Here is a 20,510-nt window from a genome sequence, read left to right on the forward strand (position 1 = left end):
GCCCTATTAAAGGATTGATTATGCAAATCACATTTCTTGGCGCCACTGGCACTGTAACAGGTTCCAAGTATCTTCTTTCGTTTGATAAAACAAATATCTTAGTGGATTGTGGTCTTTTTCAAGGACCTAAGGAATTACGTCTAAGAAATTGGAGTCCTCTGCCATTTAATCCCGAAATCTTGGATGCTGTCATTCTCACACATGCCCATATTGACCACACGGGTTATCTACCTCTATTAGTCAAGAGTGGTTTCAATAAACCCATTTACTGCACGTACGGTACTACCGATTTATGCGAAATCTTATTACGCGATAGTGCTCATCTCCAAGAAGAAGATGCCAAACATGCCAATATGCAACATTACTCCAAACACCGCCCTGCACTTCCGCTTTATACGGTTGAAGATGCTGAAAATGCATTAAAGCTATTTCAACCCCAAGCATACAACAAAGTAATTAAGCTGCATCAGAACCTAAGTGTCCAATTAATCCCAGCTGGACACATCGTTGGCTCTTCCTTTGTAAGGATACAATATCAAGATACCTCGCTTCTTTTTACGGGCGACTTAGGGCGGCTGCATGATCCGGTAATGAAAAAACCTACCGAAGTTCAACAGGTTGATTACCTTGTTACTGAATCCACCTATGGCGATCGTCTGCATGAAAAAGAGCCTCCTAAGCTGACCTTAAAAAATATTATTAATAAAACCATTCATCGAGGCGGTTCAGTCATTATCCCAGCATTTGCTGTGGGTCGCTCACAAATACTTTTGCATTATCTTTCAGAATTAAGAAAAGAAAACGCAATTCCAAATGTTCCTATTTATTTGGACAGTCCTATGGCGATTAATGCAACGCAAATTTTATATAACCACATAGAAGACCTTCGGCTAACCCAGGCCCAATGTCAGGAGCTCTGTGATGTAGCAACCTATGTGAATGCAGTAGATGAATCAATTGAGTTAGATTTAGACAAAACACCGAAAATTATTCTTTCAGCAAGTGGCATGGCATCCGGAGGTCGTATTGTATTTCATATTAGAGCCTTCGCTTCAGATCCACGTAATACACTATTATTTACAGGGTACCAGGCGGAAGAAACACTGGGGGCAGAAATACTTGCAGGTAAAAAGTTTATAGAAGCTCATGGCAAAATCATCCCTATAAATGCTCAAGTAGAAGCAATACGCAGTACTTCAGCACATGCAGATTATGGCGAAATACTTGGTTGGCTTAAGCAATTCCAACAGCCACCTAAAAAAACATTTGTAACTCATGGAGAACCTGAAGCTGCTTTATCTTTAAAACAGAAAATTGAAACTCAACTTGGCTGGCAATGTTATGTTCCTGAGTATGGACAGAAAGAAGAATTATGAATAAAAAACATACAACCTTGACACTTAAGTATTTGGGCATTAATACCCATAAAGAACCAGTTATTTATATGCGTGAAGATTGTTATATTTGTAAATCGGAGGGATTTACAGCTCAAACTCGTGTTCGGGTTATACTCAATAAGCTGTCTATCATTGCTACATTAAACACTATTGAAACGAATTTATTAAGGCACAATGAAGCAAGTCTTTCAAATTATGCCTGGGAACTACTCTCTGCAAAAGAAGGTGACGAAGTCGCAGTAATCCATCCTCAACCACTAGACTCCCTGAGTTACATCCGTTCTAAAATTTATGGTAATGAATTGACTGCAGACCAAACAAATCACATCATCAAAGACATTGTGTCAGGACAACTTTCGGACATTAATATAGCAATGTATATTGCTGCGAGTGGCGGTGACAGACTCAGCCAAAAAGAAATTATTGATCTGACTCGAGCAATGGTTAATTCAGGTCAACAATTGTCTTGGGAACTACCTTTCATTGTGGATAAACATTCTGTGGGTGGTTTGCCTGGGAATCGAACAACACCTATTGTCGTCTCAATTGTCGCGGCATTTGGCTTGGTAATTCCCAAAACTTCCTCTCGTGCAATCACATCACCAGCAGGAACAGCGGATACAATGGAAGTATTCACTAATGTCAATTTAAATATAAATGAAATGAAAAAAGTTGTTGAGCAGGAAAATGGCTGCTTGGTTTGGGGTGGCTCTATGGCATTAAGCCCTGCTGATGATTTACTTATCCGCATTGAGAGAACTGTAAATATCGATAGTGAAGGACAAATGGTTGCGTCTGTTTTATCAAAAAAAATTGCGGCGGGTTCAAATCATCTTATCATCGATATGCCTGTAGGAACCACAGCTAAAGTTCGAACTATTGAGAAGGCTGAGTCATTAAAAAAATTATTAGAATCAGTTGCAGAAGAGTTTGACCTCAAAATAAAAGTGATACTCAGTGATGGTTCACAACCAGTAGGTCGTGGAATAGGCCCTGTTCTAGAGGCATTGGATGTGTTAGCAGTTTTAAATTGTGATAAAAATGCCCCGCAAGATTTACGTGAACATGCTTTAGCATTAGCAGGTCATATTATAGAGTTTTCCCCTCACGTTTTACCTGGGCAAGGGCTAGATATTGCAACGCATCTACTGAACAATGGCAAGGCATTAGCCAAATTTGAAGCAATTTGCCGAGCTCAAGGAGGTATGCGAGAGATAAAAAAAGCACCGGTTGTGCATACAATTGAATCAAAACGCTCAGGTATCGTTATTAACATTGATAATCGCCATATTTCTCAATTAGCGAAATTAGCGGGTGCGCCCAGATCAAAAGCAGCAGGTATTGAATTATTAACCGAACTTCACTCAGTGGTCAAAAAATCTCAGCCTCTTTTTAGAATCTACGCAGAAACTCGCAGCGAACTCAATTATGCCCTAGATTTTCTGAAGCATGGGCATGAAATATTTCAAATTGAGGCCAGCACATGAAAAAAAACCCTCTCATTTTTTCGTTATTTGGGCATGATGAACTGACTCGCACAATTCAAAAAAAATGTCATTATGAGTTAGGAAAAATTAGTTTTCATCAATTTCCTGATGAAGAAACTGTAGCAAAAGTCGAATCTGATGTAGCAAAACGAATTGTTATATTTGTAACCAACTTACTGCACCCCAACCCAAAAATTCTTCCGCTTTTATTTGCTGCACAAACAGTAAAATCTTTAGGTGCTACCCAAATAATTTTAATAGCTCCTTATCTTACTTATATGCGTCAAGATAAAGTATTTGAATCAGGCCAAGGCATTACATCTGCATATTTTGCACAATTGATTTCCTCCTATTTTGATCGCTTAATCACTATTGATCCGCATTTACATCGTTGGAAAGATTTAAGTGCCATTTATGAGATACCAACAACTGTACTGCATGCGACAGATAAAATTGCATCTTGGATTCATCAACATGTATCTAATCCAATTCTTATTGGCCCTGATTCAGAAAGTGCACAATGGGTAGAAGCAATTGCTCTAAAATCATCTGCCCCTTTTACTATTTTGGAAAAAAAACGGAAAAGCGATACTCAGGTTGAAATTTCCATTCCTGGGATAAATCAATATCTTAACGCAACACCAATACTCATTGATGACATTATCTCTACAGGAATGACAATGATAGAAACATTGAAGCATATAAATTCATTAGCTATGCAACCGGCAATTTGTATTGGTGTTCATGCCGTTTTTGCAAGTAATGCATATCAAAAACTTTTAGTTTCACATATAGCTAAAATTATTACCTGTAATACAATTCCTCATACTACAAATTGTATCGATATGAGTCAGGACATTATTGATTTGCTGCGCCAATGGAACCTATAAATGAATAAGATCATTACACCTACAAATCATATTAATATTATTAAATCTTCCGGTGAAAAAGTCCCATTCAACCCTCGTCGTATTTATCGTTCGTTAAAGCGGGTTGGTGCAGACGAATCACTTATAAATAAAATTGTTCATGAAGTATCGCAATCAGTAGTTGATGGAATGACAACTCATGAAATTTATCGCATTGCATTTCGACTGCTACGCAATCAGTCAAAAGCCTTGGCTGGTAAATATCATCTAAAACGCGCGATTATGCAGCTTGGCTTTTCTGGGTATCCATTTGAAAAATATATTGCCGAGCTCATGCGTCATCAAGGCTTTAAAGTACTCAATAACCAAATTATCAAGGGGTATTGTGTTAACCATGAGGTTGATGTTGTTGGAGAGCGTCAAAATGAACATGTTTTTGTTGAATGCAAATACCATAATCGTTTAGGTCTTGCTTGTGATGTAAAAGTTACTTTATATTTCAAAGCACGATTTCTTGATATTGAACAGGCTTATACTAAAAAACCAGAAGAAGCACTCCAGGGTTGGCTCGTAACTAATACTCGTTTTACCAACGATGCAATACAATATGGTCAGTGCTCTGGCCTACATTTAATTAGCTGGGATTTTCCTCAAAAAGGCAATTTAAAAGAGTTAATTGAGTTTTCAGGTTTATATCCAATCACCTGCATTACTAACTTAACGAAGGCAGAAACCGAAACGTTACTTGGGGAAAATATACTTTTATGTAAAACAATTGCTGAAAATCCTGCTCTTCTTAATAAATTAAATATTGGAGCAGCAAGAATGAAACAGATTATTCTGCAATGCCAGGCACTTTATAAGTCTAGAAAATACGAGAATTAGGGAAAAAACTGTTGACCGTAGCCTGGGTGCAGCGCAGCGTAACCCGGGGTTCTGTACATGAATAATTCTTTAAACCCCGGGTTACGCTGCGCTGCACCCAGGCTACGATTTTATATGAAAAATCAAAAAAACAGTTCGTTATTTTCTGCTTTTTTCTTTCTTTTTGACATGTTTCATTAATCTTCTTTTCTTATTTACTTGACGCTGTGATAATTTAACTTTTTTATCCGCATAAGGATTTGTTCCCCCTTTAAATTCTAATTTTAAAGGAGTCCCTACCAATCCTAAATGCTTAATAAATTCATTACTTAAATAACGCTTGTAGCTATCAGGTAAATCAGCCAATTGATTTCCATGAATTACAATGACTGGCGGATTGTGACCACCAAGATGAGCATATCTCAATTTTATTCTGCGGCCATTCACACAAGGAGGAGTATGTTTCATGCTAAGATCTTGAAGCAAGCGTGTTAATTTAGGGGTTGAAAAAGATTGGACCGCTGAAGCATAAGCTTCATTGATGTCTTTAAATAAACTACCTACTCCACTACCACGTAACGCGGATATAAATCTAATTTTTGCAAAACTTGCGAAATGTAATCTTCTGGATAACTCACTTTTTACTTTTTCCTTATGCTCTTCATCCAGGCCATCCCACTTATTTACCGCAATAACTAAAGCCTTACCGGATTCAATAATAAAACCAAGTAAGTTCATGTCTTGATCAGTAATTCCTTCCCTAGCATCAAGAAGCTGTAAACATACATTAGATTCTTCAATAGCTTGTAATGTCTTAATCACAGAAAACTTTTCTATTTTCTCATCAATTCGAGATTTTCTACGAACACCCGCTGTATCAATCAGAGTATATTTCTGTTCATCACGCACAAAAGGAATTGCAATACTGTCTCGGGTTGTACCTGGCATATCATAAACAACAACCCTTTCTTCGCCTAAAATTCGATTAATTAATGTTGATTTTCCAACATTGGGACGACCAGCAAAGGCAATTTTAATTGCATTATCCTCTTCAATTTGATCATCTTGAGATGCAAATGGTGATAATACATCATCAAGCAACGCAACAATACCTCTGCCATGTGATGAAGAAATAGAATGGATATCTGCAACACCTAATGCGTGAAAATCAGCACAAGCCACATCATCATCCAGCTCTTCAGTTTTATTAACAACGAGATGTACTTTTTTACCTAATTTACGTAAATTATTGGCAATTTTTTCATCAATTCCAGTTAAACCCGCTCTTCCATCGACTAAAAAAAGAATAATATCCGCTTCATTAAGTGCAATTTCTGATTGTTTAGACATTAGATTATCAACAGCTATATCATCAACACCGATACCTCCTGTATCAACTACAATATAGTGTTTATTATCATGCTGAGCTTGACCATACTGTCTGTCGCGAGTTAAGCCAGGAAAATCAGCAACAAGGGCATCTTGTGTCTTGGTTAGTCTATTAAATAAGGTAGACTTACCAACATTAGGACGCCCAACAAGTGCAATCACAGGGATCATTTATTAACTCACAGATAATTGATTAAGCATTCCATTGTCTGTTAACACATATAACTTTCTTCCTACCACACTTGGAGAAATACTGACGCTCCCTGAAACTTTTGAACGACCTATAATTTCACCTGTTTGAGCATCAACAAAATGTAAATAGCCGGTTTTATCACCAACAACCAAGTCATTTTTTACCAGTGATGGTTCGGTTAGTCCTCTTGCTTTGAGGCCAGTTTGCTTCCAATTCACCTGTCCATTGTGTTTATCAATAGACCATAAGACATCATGACTGTCAGTTACATACAAAGTATTTCCACTTAAGACCATATTTTTATAGACAGAACCTGGCTTTCTCCAAATGAATTGTCCATTAGCTAAGGAGAGAGCACCAATATACCCCTGATAACTTGCAAGATAAACTACATTATTGTCTACAATGGGATCAGCATCTATATCGACTAAGCGCTCTACATCACTCGAACCGGATGCATAGGCAATACTTCGTTGCCACATAACTCGCCCTGTTTCCCTATCCAACGCATCCAATTTGCCATCAGAAAAACCGATCAGTACCATATTTCCCATAGCAACTGGCGATGAGCTTGCTTTAAGAATTAAGCTGGGGGCACCGTGCTCAGCCATCCATATTTGTTTGCCGTCTGCTGCATTAAATGCATAGACCCTACCATCGATTGTCTTTACAATTACTTTTCTGCTAAGAATGGTTGGTGGCGATAAAATTTCTCCAGTAACCTTAGTTTGCCACAACTTTTTACCATCATTTTGGTTAAGTACGACCAATGAAGAGTTATTTGTACCTAAAGCAATGTAACCACTGGCTACAGCAGGACCACTGACCAACCCATGTTTTAATTCTGTAGTCCACTTCACTTTACCATTATGCTTATTAATTGCCTGCACTAAACCACTAGCATCTGCAGTATAAATAACGCCTCTATTTACTACAGGTTTTAATCTTAAATATTCTTTATTTTTAGAAGCCTTACCCGCGGCTGTAGTCCAATTTTGTTCCACTTTAATTTTATCTTTAACCTGCTTAAGCTCTTTAGGTTTTGGCGTGTTGTCTTTACCTAACATATAGTCATCAAGTTTTGAACATCCTTGGGTTAAGACACAGAGAATTAAAACAAATAATCTCATTTTCATGAAAATTAAACCTCAACTTTTGCTATATAAAATATATCAATTATGTACTGTTATGCCTGCATGAATTTTTTACCTGAATGAACAAAAAAGAACATGGAGTTACAAGTTCCTTGCTCCAGGCGCTAATAATGGTTATGCAGACTCTACGTTTTTATCTTCAGAAATCATTGAGTGCGATTTACTTGCTATTGCATTAGTTTTCATTTCTAAAAATAAATTACCCATCCCATTATTTTTCACTTCATCTAAAGCCTGCTTATAGGAATTCATGGCTTCCTGATATTGACCAGTGGCACCATAAATATCACCTTTCAACTCATTAATAACTGGCAAATATGTATTATCATCAACGCTGCTTAACTCTTTAAGAGCATTTGTGTATGACTTTTCTGCGGCGAAAATGCGTGCAATACGAATTTTCGCAATTTGTTTTAAAGCCAACATCTTACTGTTCGTAGCAACAGCTTGTAACTCCTCTGCAGCATTATCTAGTTTATTTTTTGATACATAGATTTTCGCAAGAGTCATATGTGCTGCGTCAGCATAGACTGTATTACTGTGCTCATGAATTAACTCATTTGCATAGGCTCGTACCGATTTTACATTTTGATTAGAAAGAGCAACCATCATTTGTTCATAGGCAATTGATGCTTGTTGAGTAAGCTTATCCTGATGCCAATGCAAATATCGATATCCAGCAATTCCAAAGAGTATAAGCGATAATACTACGGTGACAAGATTACCGTATTGCTTCCACCATTTTTTTATCGATTCTAATTGTTCCTCTTCAGTCATATACACTGACATAACATTCTCCTGCCTCACTCGAAATAATCTTTTAAAACCTTATTAATCATATTTTGATCCACTGTAATTTGCTCCGCTTCATTACGTAAATCTTTAATACTGACCTGTTGATTCGTTAATTCATCATCGCCCAAAATTAAAGCTAAGCGTGCACCACTCTTATCTGCCTTTTTGAATTGACTTTTAAAACTGCCACCAGCAGTATTAACAGATACTTCAATTTCTGGATAAGCATTACGAATTGATTCAGAGATTATAAGTCCTCTTACCACAGCCTGGTCATTAACAGCAATAATAAATAATCCATTTTTTTTACTCTCTTCTTTGAGAAGGGCTAAAGTTTCCATCAGCAAGTATATTCTTTCTATACCTAACGCAAAACCTACCGCTGGTGTTGGATTGCCACCAAGTTGCTCAACCAATATGTCATATCGGCCACCGGCACAGATTGTAGCCTGACTACCTAATTTATCAGTTACCCACTCAAATACTGTATGCCCATAATAATCAAGCCCCCTGACTAAAACAGGATTAATCACATAAGGTACACGTAATGCATCCAAACCCTCACAAAAAGACTGAAAATGCTCACGACTCTTTTCATCAAGAGCATCAATTAATTTTGGCGCATTAGCCAATAGCTGTTGCATTTCGGGGTTTTTACTGTCCAAAATCCGCAACGGATTGCGAGTTAATCTGCGTTTGCTATCCTCATCCAACTGATTTTCATGATCAGTCAAATATTCAACAAGAATCTTTTTATAACGCTGCCGCTCAGTTAACTCACCTAAAGTGTTTACCTGCAATTGCACTAAATGAGCAAATCCTAATTGTTCCCAAAATTTACGACAAACAGAAATTAACTCCAATTCAACCATTGCACCTGGTATTCCAAACACCTCGACACCTAATTGATTGAATTGACGATATCTTCCCTTCTGAGGTCTTTCATGACGAAACATTGGGCCTATGTACCAAAGTTTTTGTTGCTGATTATGCAAAAGTCCATTTTCAAGGCAAGCACGCACACAACCAGCAGTTCCCTCAGGTCTTAAAGTAATACTGTCTCCGTTTAAATCACTAAAAGTATACATTTCTTTTTCGACTATATCGGTTACCTCGCCTATAGTCCGTTTGAATAGCTGGGTACTTTCAATCAATGGAAAACGTATTTCCTGATAACCATAACCAGACAACACCTTCACAAAAACTTGTTCGATTGAACGCCATAATGCCGTTGTACTAGGCAAAACATCATTCATTCCTCGTATTGCTTGAATTCGCTCAGCCACCTATCTTCTCCAGAGGAGACATTTCAGGTTTAGGATTTATTATTGATTGCATTTTTGATATATCAGTGAGCTTTAATTCTGTAGTTTCCATTGTTGGCGTTTGATTCAACGATAAATCAGCTGGTGCACTTTTTGCAGGAAATACCTGTTGAGTATCTCTGTTTTTTTGCCACCAAATACCAACAGCTACAATCACACCTACGGCAAATAAAATTGTAAACCAGCGAATAATGTGCTCCGCTTTATGAGACTCACGTTTACTTTGCTGCCATAAGAGTGCACGATCAGATTTTTTCTCAACAACAAACTGCTCATTAAATATCTCTAAATAAGGCTCAGGTGAAGTACCTAGTAACTTAGCATATGCACGCAAATATCCCTTAACAAAAACAGGTTCTGGTAACAAATGAAATTCATTATTTTCAATTAATTCAATAATACGAACTCTTAAGTGCAATTTATTGGCAACATACTCAATTGTATATCCTTTTTGTTGGCGTATACCAGCAAGTTGTTCGCCTGGATTTCTATCATGCTCTATTATATTTTCATCCAGTGTGGTTGTTGTATTCATTATTTACTCCACTATTATCGATATTGGAATTCAAATTATTTATGCTTTGTTCATATTCTGCGGCTATAGCATGTTGCCCAACCTTATCAGAAGCCTCTTTGGCCAAAGATAATAATACCCTATCATTCAAAACTAATTCGGGATGCTTCTGTACTAGTGCAAATGCCTCTGAATTATGTTCCGATTTAATTTCAAGTTTTAGTAATTCATAGAAGGATGCCTTTCGAGAAGGATCCTGATTTAATGCTTTTGCAAAATAACCCCTTGCCTTATCTTCATTAGGAACTGATAGAGCACAAAGACCTGCATTTTCATAGGCTCCAGCAGTATGCACATATTTTAAATCATTAACAGCCTTTAAAAAGTAAGCTTCCGCTTTTTTATAATCGCCTTGTCGGCATAAAAAAGCCCCATAATTATTAAGCTGAGCGCCTCCATTACCTGCTAATGATATGGCTTTTATATAATATTTCTCTGCTTGGTCTAGCTCTTTTGTCTGCTCAAAATAATAAGCCATTGCTGAATTAACATCAGGTGAAGTCGGTTCTTGTTCCAATGCAGTGATCAGCTTTTTTTTCGCTCTCGGTCTATCACCTTGTTTTAAATAGCCTAATCCTAACTGAACATTATATGATGCAGCCTTGCTGAGATCTGGTTTTTTAAAATTTTGTTTTTCACTTTCTTCATCATGAGCACATGCCTGCAAAAACAGACAGGTCATAATAAACAAGAGATAAAACTTTTTAAACACAATATTTCACACTAAGGTTAGAAATGATTGCGCATTATAACCGCTTACAAATAAATTAAAAATGATTTGTCACAAATAATGATTTTATTGTGGTGTAAAAATGTAGCCTGGGTGAAGGAGTAAGCCGTAACCCGGGTTTAACAATTGTCCCCCGGGTTTCGCTGCGCTGACCCAGGCTACACGAATCATTCTATTGCCTGCTGTTCTTCATTCTTTTTAGGTATAAAATGTAATTTTTGCCATCTTTGAGAACGGCTTGTTCTGTCTTTAACTTCACCAGCCAATTGACCACATGCGGCATCGATATCATCACCACGTGTTTTTCGAGTAATTGTGTTAATTCCATGAGCAATTAACTTATCTCTAAATGCATCAATTGTTTCCTGTGATGAGCGCTGATACTGCGTCATCGGAAAAGGATTAAAGGGAATTAAATTAACTTTTGCTGGAACGTTACGCAACAATTTTATCAATTGATTTGCGTGCTCTGGTTGATCGTTAACCCCCTTAAGCATTACGTACTCAAAGGTCACTTTTCTTCGCGGTTCATTTTTAAAATAGGTTTTACATAAAGCCATTAACTGAGCCAAGGGATATTTCTTATTTATAGGTACCAACTCATTTCTTAGTTCATCATTGGGTGCATGTAATGAAACAGCCAAAGCTACGGGACTAACTTCTCTTAAACGCTGCAGATCAGGCAATACCCCAGAAGTGCTTAAAGTAACACGACGTTTTGATAATCCATAAGCAAAATCATCCATCATAATATTCATTGCCGATACGACATTATCAAAATTAAGCAAGGGTTCCCCCATGCCCATCATCACCACATTGGTGACTCTTTTGTCATGTACTCCCTGCTGTAGCGATAATTCACGAACTGCCAACCATACTTGCCCTATAATTTCACCTGTGGATAAATTACGATTAAAACCCTGTTTTGCAGTGGAACAAAAAGAGCAATTCAAAGCGCATCCTACTTGTGAAGAAACACATAAAGTCCCTCGATTGGCTTCAGGAATAAAAACTGTCTCAATACAATTGCCACAATCCAGTTTTAAAAGCCATTTATGGGTACCATCACTGGATTTTTGGCAGGCAACTATTTCAGGCAATTTGATATATGAGCGTTGCGCAAGCTTTTCTCTTAATGACTTGCTTAAATTAGTCATTTTTGTGAAATCAGATAAACCTGCTTGATGAATCCATTGTATTATTTGTTGCGCACGATAAGCTTGCTCGCCCCAACTATCCAGCAGTTCACGCATTTGTTGATAATTGTAATCCAGCAGATTTACTTTTTGTGCAGTCATTTTTGCTCCAAATTTAATGACCTAAGTTAAAATAATGTATTGAATGTAGCCTGGGTGCAGCACAGCGGAACCCGGGTTTTAGTTTTTTTCTCTTATCCCGAATTCCCGGGTTCCGCTGTGCTGCACCCAGGCTACATTACTACATTACGACACTACTTTGGTCATTAAATATCAAAAATCAAATTCTTATCTTTCACAAATTTCATGTGGTTCAAAAAAGAAAGCAATTTCACGAGCTGCATTTTCAAGACTGTCTGAGCCATGTACTGCATTGGCATCAATACTGTCGGCAAAATCAGCACGTATCGTTCCTGGAGCAGCTTCTTTAGGATTTGTTGCACCCATGATTTCTCTGTTTTTCATTACTGCATTTTCACCATGTAAAACCTGGATCATCACTGGACCAGAAATCATGAACTCTACCAAATCTTTAAAGAAAGGACGTGCACGATGAATATCATAAAAACTTTCTGCTTGTTCACGAGAAAGTTGCATCATTTTTGCGGCGATTATGTTTAGGTTAGCATTTTCAAAACGAGTATAGATTTGACCAATAACAGATTTAGCGACTGCATCAGGCTTAATAATTGACAAGGTTGTTTCTTTTGCCATCATGGACTCCATAGGGGTTTAGTTAAAGTGCAATATTATACACGAAATACCAGCTATATGGCTAATATAAATTCATTTTTATATTATTATGCTCTTGATGGCAAAAGCAAAACTAGAGTTCTAAAATTGTTTTGCTTTCTTGTCCTGATTTATTGCTATAAAGACCCAATACTTTTATCAAAATATAAAGGCTCTCTATTAATTGCATCTTGCTCAGGATCAATTTTGTAATCAGGTAATGATTTCATTAAATCAACAACGCGAATAATCGTATCAAAAAATTGATTTCGGTAAGAATTGGCTGAACGATTCAATTCATCCGCTTGTTGAACAAAATCCGTTATCTGTTCATCAAAATCCAAGTCCATTCGCAAGATTTCTGATAGTGAGGATAACATTTTTTTCTTTAAGTCTTCTGTTAGCGAAACCTTGAGAACTTCGTTCATTTTCTCTATAAAAAGAGACTGATTAGTTTGAACTTCCGCCATATTGCAATAAATCAACGCATGATTCGTTGCCCGTCGAATTTGACTTTTTTTGACTGAGAGGCCAGCAGCCTTAAATAATTTGTTAATCGAGCTGAGTGCTTTTTCCAATTCCGTATTAAATATTTGAGTCAGTTGAATCAAAATACGCTGGCTGTTAGCAATCAAATAATCATGATCCCCTTGCACCTTTTGAAACGCCTCACCAAGCGCAACTAATTGTTGTCGTTCATTTTCAATCGTTTCACGCGTTGCAGCGCCTTGTGACTCTTCATCTTTAGAGTTCTCACCAGAAAGCAAATAATCAATAAATAGCTTCTGTACATAAACATGATAATCACTCGCTTGCTGCAAGACGATACCATTCAGTACGCTTTTTAATGGAACTTGTATTATTCGATGATAAAAACTAAATGGACTTTTAATCGCTGCCACTAATTCAGTTTGTTCCAAATTGATTTTGTACCTACCTAATATACGTTCAGCGGTTATTACTCCATAAGTTGAAAACCATTGACTTAATTCACTATCTATTTCTTCCCCGTTCATTTTTCATCCAATTTAATTTCTTCAAAGTATATGATATAAGACTGCTTATTTTTAATAAGTATAGCGTATCCCGTGATGTTAAAACGATTAGACAATGATTTACAATTATTAAATGATTTTCTCCAGGTAAAAACACCACAAGCATGGTTAGATCACGCAGCAAATCATATTCCTTTGCTATTGATTGACCATGCTCATTGTGAGCGCAAAGCGGCGGCAACCGCAATTAATTTTATGAGTAAATATCCGGAAAAAAAAGAACTGGTTGAGGTTATGTCTCCTTTAGCTCGTGAAGAGTTACTGCATTTTGAAAAAGTCATTCATTTTATGACCCAAAAAGGAATTCAATTTTGCCCTCTGCAACCCTCAGGCTATGCAACTCAAATGCATAAGCAGGTTACGAGCAGAAATGTCCTCCAACGTCTTTGTGATCAGCTTATTATTGGTGCCATCATTGAGGCTCGTTCTTGTGAGCGTTTTCATGCGATTATCCCCTACCTTGATGATCTGGACCTAATTAAATTTTACGGAACTTTAATTAAATCAGAAGCGCGTCATTTTGAGGATTATCTACGACTGGCAAAATTATACGGTGGAAATATAGAACAGCGTCTGAACTTGTTTTTATCTTTGGAAAACGATTTTATTTTAACGACTGATACGGTATTTCGCTTTCATAGCGGAATACCGCAGTCCTTATAAAAGATTATCAAGGAGGAGTGGGTGTACTTCGCTCCTCACTCTGAGGGCCATATTTCAAGGCAGCATTAGCTTCAAGGAACTTAGCGAAGTTTTTTTCTGAGTCTGGTCTATTTAAATCATTAAATGTAGCTTCATCCAGCCTTATCGGTACAGTACTTCCAGGGTTATACTTGACATGAGTTTTTTCTTGAGGATCATAAACATAACCGTTTTCTTCTAACCAAAGATTAACAAATTTTTTAAGCGCTTGATTCGCTAGATGGTTTTTATCTAAGTCAATACCATCTGCACGAGTTAAATCGGCTACGTTAACTTTTCCATCTTTAAATGTAACCTTCTGTTGCAAAAGAGGTATGTTCAACTCACCATCTCCTTTGATTCTATGAAGTATCGCGGCCTTAAGATGCTGATATATCATTTCGTCAGGATGAAAGAGAACTCCAAGAGCGCTATTTCTGGACTTCCTCTTCGCAAAATCCACTACCTCGGCTCCGGTCTGTTTTACCGAGATATTAATTGCTTTATTCAGTTTTGCTAACATATTCAGCAGGGAAATCATACTAGAGCGCCAATCAATGGTAGAGTTTTGATCTTGAGCGATCGCATAATCAGCCGCTTGTTGTACTTCTTCCCAATAAGTTTGTGGCTGTCCCTCTCTTGCCCCTTTTATTCTACCCGCCTGTCTTATCTCATCCATAAACTTGGCCCACTCCCGCTGCGCTTTCAGTTGTGCAGCAGTAAGACGCTGTTCAAATGCTTTTTGGTTGGCATCTTTACGGAGTTGCTCTGCACCTTTTATTTCACTTTCCTTCGCTTCAGCCATTTTTTCATCAAATTCATTAGTATCGGCCATAACCTATCACTCCAAAATCACAAATGGGCAAAATAGAACCCTTTTGTATGATCATAACACAACAACTGGGGTTTGTCATCCCAGTCACTGAGTACATAACGCTTTTTTTCTTGCGAATTATTTTGATAAACCGTGAGGCCAGGTTTATGGGTATGACCATGAATTAATTGAGTCACTTGATAAAGTGACATATGCTTAATTACCTCGTCAGCAACCACGTCCATTTCCTCTGCAGATTTGTTCTGATTCATCTGACTTCGATCGCGTATTTGCTTCACTAACTGCTCACGATACGTTACTGGCAAACATAAAAATAGAGCAGAAAATATTCTATTGCGAGTGATCAACCTAAAACGCTGATGTGCCAAGTCTTTAGTGCAATACCGGTCACCATGTACTAAAAGTATTTTTTCCTGGCCTAATTGGATAACCGTCGGCTCAGATAAAATGGTCCATCCCGCGAGCTTCGCAAAGGTTTTTCCCAATAAAAAGTCACGATTACCATGCATATAAAATAAGTTAATTCCTTGTTTTTTCAAAGAAAATAACTGATTGGCTATACCTCTACTCCATTCATCAAGGGTATCATCACCTGCCCAAGCATGGAAAAAATCACCAAGAATATAAACATTTTTAACAGAAATTTTTGCCCATTCAACAAACTGATTAAAACGCTCCTGAATGGCCTGATCTTCTGGATGCAAATGAAGGTCAGAAATAAAAACAACTTCTATCATAAGGGCTCAATCTGTATGTGTTCATCCATTAAGTAAATTTGACATGGTCCATTATAAGGTTCAATTGCATCGCTTAAACGATAAAATCCAGCAATTGCTACCAGCTCAGCCTCCAGTGACTGACAAAAAATTCTCGCTTCCTTATCACCGGCGATCCCCGCCAAAGCTCTGCCTCTCAAAGCGCCATATACATGAATACAACCATCTGCCAATAATTCAGCACCATGGCTTACTGAAGAAGTAATCACAAGATCCCCACCTTTAGCTACGACTTGCTGTCCCGAACGAACAGGTGTGGTAAGCAATTTTGTGTTTGATTTTGTTATTTCATGGTGATTATTTTCAATGGGTCGTTCAATAATGGGCTTATCTTGAGTCGATGATGCATGCAATACCGCTAATCCATGACATTGAGCTAAAGTATTGTGCAAAACACTCCCGCCCTGAATGGCAACAGGGATCATTCCATGAGCTCGTGTAGTCTGGAGCAAGGATTGCAAATCAAACTCCACCTGTTGTACTGAAGACAAATCAAAAACAACGGGAGTATGCTCAAATAATTTGGGAGCCTTGGCAACAGTATCATCCAGTTGCTGCGAAAAAAGATCAGGGTCTGTATTTAATACATGCAATACAGTAAATGTATAAAGACGACCTTTCAACTTAAATGCTTGAGTTTGTGTTGTATATTCACCCATGAGTATGATATCCATAACCAATATTTTTGTTTATACTAACATGTGAAAACCAATAACAGAAGGATATTAAGGTGGATAAACGGTGGTTTGAACAATATCAGAAAGGAGTTCCGCACGAAATTGACTCAAGTCAATATTCTTCCCTCGTAGATTTGTTTAAAGAATCCTGCACGCATTATGCTAAAAAAACCTCATATACCAATTTGGGGAGCAGCATTACTTATAGTGAACTGGATGAGCTAAGCAGGGATTTGGCTGCTTATCTTCAGCAACTTAATTTGGATAAAGGGACTCGAATTGCAATCATGCTCCCTAATGTTCTTCAATATCCTGTGGCCTTGTTTGCCATCTTACGTGCAGGATATGTTGTGGTTAATACTAATCCTCTATACACCACAGACGAACTAATCCACCAGATGAATGACGCTGGTGCTGAAGCAATTATTGTACTTGCCAATTTTGCAAAAACCGTTGAAAAGGCATTAAATTCTATTCCAACATTAAAACATATTATTGTCACTGAAATAGCTGATCTCTTTCCCACACCAAAACGAATTATTGTCAACTCAATTATTAAGTATGTTAAAAAAATGGTGCCTGCTTATAATATTCCTCACGCAGTAGCTTTTAATTATGCAGTACTTGAAGGAAAACAGGCGACACTACATCATGTAGAGTTGGATCATGATGATATCGCATTCTTGCAATATACTGGGGGAACAACCGGTGTAGCAAAAGGCGCGATCTTAACTCATGGCAATATGATCTCTAATGTTCTTCAAGCCGAGGCATGGATTCTACCTATAGGCTTAGATGGTGATGAAATCATTGTTACAGCGATTCCCCTCTACCATGTTTTCTCGCTTACTGCCAATTGTTTAACTTTTTTAAAACTAGGGGCAAGGAATATTCTGATCACAAATCCTCGTGATATAGGACATTTTATTAAAGAAATCAAAAAATCACATTTTTCAGCAATTACCGGTGTTAATACCTTGTTTAATGCCTTATTAAATCATCCTAAATTTAAAGAGGTTGATTTCAGTAACCTGAAAATTTCACTTGCTGGTGGCATGACATTACAGAAAAGTGTAGCCCTTAAGTGGCTGGAAATGACAAAAACACCTGTATTAGAGGCTTATGGTCTAACTGAAACCAGTCCTGCTGCCATCATGAATCCTATGAATCTTATTGAATATAATGGAAGTATAGGGTTACCAATTCCTTCTACGGATGTGATTATTCTTGATGATGATGAACATGAAGTACCCGTAGGAACAAGCGGGGAAATATGCATTAAGGGTCCTCAGGTAACCCCAGGATATTGGAGACGGCCTGATGAAACTGCTATGGTATTTACTAAAAATGGCTATTTAAAAACAGGTGACATTGGCAAAATGGATGAAGAAGGTTTTATTTATTTAGTCGATCGCAAAAAAGATATGCTACTTGTTTCAGGATTTAATGTTTATCCAAACGAAGTAGAGCAAGTTATCTCGATGCATCCTGGTGTTTTAGAAGTCGGTGTAGTTGGCATTTCGGATAAAGAGTCCGGTGAACGTGTTAAAGCCTGCATTGTTAAAAGGGATCCAGATTTAACTGCGGATCAAATCATTGCTTATTGCCGAGAGCATCTAACTGCGTATAAGGTGCCCAAAGTAGTTGAATTTTATACTGAGCTTCCAAAAACAAATGTGGGAAAAATTCTTCGTCGTGCCCTTAAAGACATTCATCCTACGTCTCCGAGTCTTCCGGAGAAAAAACCAGCTGTTGCTATATAAAAAATGACAACCTCGGTGTATTGTAGCCTGGGTGCAACGCAGCGGAACCCGGGTTTATAGACTAACACAGAATTCCCGGGTTCCGCTGCGCTTCACCCAGGCTACTTTAATACTAACTGCTTCATTATGCGAGCTGTTGCACCCCAGACCCAATCCTTATTCGCAGTAAATTCGCAACTGATGTAACGACGCCCATCACGTTCAATTACAAAATCTTTATAATTTTTTGCATCCTGGACTAATGCCATTGGAATTGATATGAGACGAACTACTTCTTGATAATTTAACTGGTATGGATGAACGGATTCGATGCTCGCCAACCAAGGATGAATAATACTTCCCAAAAGTGTTTTTTGTATGTTTAATTCTCTTATTGGTGTGATACGGTCAGGAGTAATCCCTAATTCTTCATGCAATTCTCGCACTGCAGTAGCATAATAATTTTCATCCCCCTCCTCCCATGAACCACCTGGGAAACAAATTTCACCGGGATGTGCTCGCAATCGATCACTTCGCTTTGTCAAAATTAACGACTCAGATTCTTGTTCATACAAAACGACCACCGCAGAGTGCACAATTTTTTTCCCTTTGTATTCATTTAAGTCCATTAATAACCGCTGCTATTTTAATGAAACATTCACGATATTCATCTTCACAGTCAGAGTCAATAACTATTCCACCACCAGCAGCTAAATGTAAAATATTCTCTTTGGCTGTGACTGTACGAATGGCAATATTTGTATCAAAACGACCATGTCGTGAAAAATAGCCTATAGACCCACAATAAATTCCCCGTGCATAAGATTCTTGTTCATGAATAATTCGCATGGACTCAATTTTGGGCGCTCCTGTGATAGATCCTCCAGGAAAACAAGACAAAAATGCATCAAAAGGCAAGATTGTTGGCAAGCATTGAGCTTCAATTGTACTCACTAAATGATGCACTGAATTATAACTCTGCACTTCACATAAACTGGTTACGTGTACTGATCCAGGCTGAGCAATTTTTCCCAAATCGTTCCTTAATAAATCAACAATCATGACATTTTCAGCTCGATTTTTTTCGCAAGAAGTTAATTTATTTTTTAACTGCTCATCTTCAACATGATTATTAGAACGTCCTATTGTTCCTTTAATAGGAGATGTCACTAATTTACCCGCCTCATGAAATAGGAAACGCTCTGGAGAAAAACTTAAAATATCAGCATGCTCGGTCCTCAAAAAAGCAGCGAAAGGAACAGGATTCTTCATACAAATTTTTTCATAAAAAGCCCAGCTGTCTCCTTCATAGGCAGCATGAAAAGGTTGAGTAAGATTGACTTGATAGCATCTTCCTTCTTTTAATGATTGATAAACAGAGGAAAACGCCTTAGTGTAATTCTGTTTGGTCATCAAAGTGATAAAATTACTTTGACTTGTTGCGTCAGCAGGCAGTTCAATAGAGTTATTCCATAGTTCAAGTATTTCATCAACTATTCTATGAGTTGATTGATGTGTGTTTGCTGCAAATAATGTGATGGCTTTTTTATGGTGGTCCACAATTATTGCCCAATCATATAAACCAAGATCCAATAAAGGCATATTTTCTAGCGTTGGTTGTATATTGGAATTTATCCCGAACAACTTTGCACCAAGATCATAAGATATATATCCTAGGGCTCCACCTTGAAAAGGAAGATGAGTCACGGAGGGTATGGGGGATAAAATTCGACTGATTTTCTTTAACAAATTCGATAAATCAGAAGTATTATGATCAATTTGAATAAAATCATAAGGATAAGCACTAATAATATCATAACGCCCATGAGTACGATCTGTACTTTCTAAAAGGACAAAACCAGGTAAATGCCGTAATTTTTGGTAATAATCATGCAGTAAATTATGATAGTCCAATGAATGTAATACAAATTGGCTCAAAATAGACCTCTTAGGTAAATATTATAAATTTATGTAGCCTGGGTGCAGTGCAGCGGAACCAATATTTAGTAATTCCCAGGTTCCGCTGCACTGCACCCAGG

20 protein-coding genes are annotated in these 20,510 nt (G+C 37.6%); 6 read left to right on the forward strand and 14 right to left on the reverse strand.

Translation table 11 applies throughout. From position 1 onward, the window contains the following. Positions 1-20: 20 nt before the first annotated feature. From Lstg_RS03250 to Lstg_RS03265, 4 genes are read left to right on the forward strand one after another with little or no spacing between them, the layout of a single operon-like run. Complete coding sequence (locus Lstg_RS03250; RefSeq protein ID WP_058476237.1) at positions 21-1,376, forward strand: MBL fold metallo-hydrolase RNA specificity domain-containing protein; 1,356 nt, start codon at positions 21-23, stop codon at positions 1,374-1,376. Beyond that, complete coding sequence (locus Lstg_RS03255) at positions 1,373-2,884, forward strand: thymidine phosphorylase family protein (RefSeq protein WP_058476238.1); 1,512 nt, start codon at positions 1,373-1,375, stop codon at positions 2,882-2,884. The genes Lstg_RS03250 and Lstg_RS03255 overlap by 4 nt, the downstream gene beginning before the upstream one ends. Next, positions 2,881-3,774, forward strand: coding sequence for a ribose-phosphate diphosphokinase (locus Lstg_RS03260; protein WP_058476239.1), 894 nt, complete (start codon positions 2,881-2,883; stop codon positions 3,772-3,774). The genes Lstg_RS03255 and Lstg_RS03260 overlap by 4 nt, the downstream gene beginning before the upstream one ends. Continuing rightward, positions 3,775-4,638: an ATP cone domain-containing protein gene (locus tag Lstg_RS03265; RefSeq protein ID WP_058476240.1), complete on the forward strand. Its 864-nt coding sequence runs from the start codon at positions 3,775-3,777 to the stop codon at positions 4,636-4,638. Positions 4,639-4,776: 138 nt separating this feature from the next. On the opposite strand, the gene der is transcribed toward Lstg_RS03265, so the two are convergent. The 9 genes from der to Lstg_RS03310 all read right to left on the reverse strand — a co-directional run bounded on the left by der (position 4,777) and on the right by Lstg_RS03310 (position 13,721). Further along, positions 4,777-6,177 (reverse strand): ribosome biogenesis GTPase Der, encoded by a 1,401-nt coding sequence (der, locus tag Lstg_RS03270; protein ID WP_058476241.1) that lies wholly within the window; start codon positions 6,175-6,177, stop codon positions 4,777-4,779. 3 nt (positions 6,178-6,180) lie between these two features. Continuing rightward, positions 6,181-7,335, reverse strand: a complete 1,155-nt coding sequence (gene bamB / locus Lstg_RS03275; RefSeq protein WP_058476242.1) for an outer membrane protein assembly factor BamB — start codon at positions 7,333-7,335, stop codon at positions 6,181-6,183. A 132-nt stretch (positions 7,336-7,467) separates the two neighbouring features. Then, positions 7,468-8,142: a YfgM family protein gene (locus tag Lstg_RS03280; protein ID WP_058476243.1), complete on the reverse strand. Its 675-nt coding sequence runs from the start codon at positions 8,140-8,142 to the stop codon at positions 7,468-7,470. A 14-nt stretch (positions 8,143-8,156) separates the two neighbouring features. Then, positions 8,157-9,434, reverse strand: a complete 1,278-nt coding sequence (gene hisS / locus Lstg_RS03285) for a histidine--tRNA ligase (RefSeq protein WP_058476244.1) — start codon at positions 9,432-9,434, stop codon at positions 8,157-8,159. Beyond that, positions 9,427-10,008, reverse strand: a complete 582-nt coding sequence (locus Lstg_RS03290; RefSeq protein ID WP_058476245.1) for a helix-turn-helix domain-containing protein — start codon at positions 10,006-10,008, stop codon at positions 9,427-9,429. The genes hisS and Lstg_RS03290 overlap by 8 nt, the downstream gene beginning before the upstream one ends. After that, positions 9,983-10,729, reverse strand: a complete 747-nt coding sequence (gene pilW, locus Lstg_RS03295) for a type IV pilus biogenesis/stability protein PilW (RefSeq protein ID WP_172462852.1) — start codon at positions 10,727-10,729, stop codon at positions 9,983-9,985. Before pilW ends, Lstg_RS03290 begins: the two co-directional genes overlap by 26 nt. Before the next feature lie 215 nt (positions 10,730-10,944). Next, positions 10,945-12,075: a dual-specificity RNA methyltransferase RlmN gene (gene rlmN, locus Lstg_RS03300; protein WP_058476247.1), complete on the reverse strand. Its 1,131-nt coding sequence runs from the start codon at positions 12,073-12,075 to the stop codon at positions 10,945-10,947. Positions 12,076-12,261: 186 nt separating this feature from the next. Continuing rightward, the gene (gene ndk / locus Lstg_RS03305; RefSeq protein ID WP_058476248.1) at positions 12,262-12,687 is read right to left on the reverse strand and encodes a nucleoside-diphosphate kinase; all 426 of its coding nucleotides are present in this window, start codon (positions 12,685-12,687) and stop codon (positions 12,262-12,264) included. A gap of 155 nt (positions 12,688-12,842) precedes the next feature. Continuing rightward, positions 12,843-13,721, reverse strand: a complete 879-nt coding sequence (locus Lstg_RS03310; RefSeq protein ID WP_058476249.1) for a hypothetical protein — start codon at positions 13,719-13,721, stop codon at positions 12,843-12,845. Between the two features lie 75 nt (positions 13,722-13,796). Here Lstg_RS03310 and Lstg_RS03315 point away from each other — a divergent pair, with 75 nt between their 5' ends. Beyond that, entirely contained in the window at positions 13,797-14,423 is a 627-nt protein-coding gene (locus tag Lstg_RS03315; RefSeq protein WP_058476250.1) for a MiaE family protein, read from the forward strand. 7 nt (positions 14,424-14,430) lie between these two features. Here the strand turns inward: Lstg_RS03315 and Lstg_RS03320 are convergent, their stop codons facing one another. The 3 genes from Lstg_RS03320 to minC are packed head-to-tail and all read right to left on the reverse strand — an operon-like array spanning position 14,431 to position 16,711. After that, on the reverse strand, positions 14,431-15,276 hold the full coding sequence (locus tag Lstg_RS03320) for a hypothetical protein (protein WP_058476251.1): 846 nt from the start codon (positions 15,274-15,276) through the stop codon (positions 14,431-14,433). A 17-nt stretch (positions 15,277-15,293) separates the two neighbouring features. Then, a complete protein-coding gene (locus tag Lstg_RS03325) occupies positions 15,294-16,013 on the reverse strand; it encodes a UDP-2,3-diacylglucosamine diphosphatase (protein WP_058476252.1) in 720 nt (239 codons plus the stop codon). Further along, a complete protein-coding gene (gene minC, locus Lstg_RS03330) occupies positions 16,010-16,711 on the reverse strand; it encodes a septum site-determining protein MinC (RefSeq protein WP_058476253.1) in 702 nt (233 codons plus the stop codon). Before minC ends, Lstg_RS03325 begins: the two co-directional genes overlap by 4 nt. Before the next feature lie 71 nt (positions 16,712-16,782). Here minC and Lstg_RS03335 point away from each other — a divergent pair, with 71 nt between their 5' ends. Next, complete coding sequence (locus Lstg_RS03335; RefSeq protein WP_058476254.1) at positions 16,783-18,492, forward strand: AMP-binding protein; 1,710 nt, start codon at positions 16,783-16,785, stop codon at positions 18,490-18,492. Between the two features lie 101 nt (positions 18,493-18,593). Here Lstg_RS03335 and Lstg_RS03340 read toward each other — a convergent pair whose 3' ends face one another. Together Lstg_RS03340 and pabB are read right to left on the reverse strand one after the other, a co-directional pair. Further along, complete coding sequence (locus tag Lstg_RS03340; RefSeq protein WP_058476255.1) at positions 18,594-19,100, reverse strand: NUDIX hydrolase; 507 nt, start codon at positions 19,098-19,100, stop codon at positions 18,594-18,596. Continuing rightward, positions 19,087-20,409 carry an aminodeoxychorismate synthase component I gene (pabB, locus tag Lstg_RS03345; protein WP_058476256.1) on the reverse strand — a complete coding sequence of 441 codons (1,323 nt, stop codon included), beginning with the start codon at positions 20,407-20,409 and terminating at the stop codon, positions 19,087-19,089. Before pabB ends, Lstg_RS03340 begins: the two co-directional genes overlap by 14 nt. Positions 20,410-20,510 lie beyond the last annotated feature (101 nt).

Source organism: Legionella steigerwaltii (genome assembly GCF_001468065.1).
Classification (GTDB): domain Bacteria; phylum Pseudomonadota; class Gammaproteobacteria; order Legionellales; family Legionellaceae; genus Legionella; species Legionella steigerwaltii.